This window comes from Roseibium sp. RKSG952, from assembly GCF_009711355.1.
In genome coordinates, this window is record NZ_SMMF01000183.1 from 1 (window position 1) to 337 (window position 337).

1 protein-coding gene is annotated in these 337 nt (G+C 61.4%); it reads right to left on the minus strand.

Annotation, left to right across the window (positions count from 1 at the left end; all coding sequences use genetic code 11):
- On the minus strand, window positions 1–334 hold a 334-nt coding region (locus E1297_RS51060; protein WP_368669415.1), incomplete at its 3' end, for a DUF4116 domain-containing protein.
- Window positions 335–337: the final 3 nt, after the last annotated feature.

Sequence of the window (337 nt, forward strand, 5' to 3'; positions counted from 1 at the left end):
GAAGGGCTTCCGGAACATATTGCAACGCCATCCCGTCTTGCCTGACCGCCTCGAGGTGCATCTCGGGTGTACGGAGGGCTTTCGGCACATATCGCAACGCAAAAGTGTCATGCCTCACCGCATCAAGACACATCTCCTTCGTCCGGATGGGGACCGGCACAAATGCTAACGCCATGCCGCTTTTCCTCACCGCCTCGAGGCACATCTCCGCTGTCCGGAGGGGGGCCGGAACATGTCCCAACACATACCCGCGTTTCCTCACCGCCTCGAGGCACATCTCTGGCGTCCGGTGGCTCTCGGGCACATGTTGCAACGCCCTGCCGTCTTGCCTCACCGC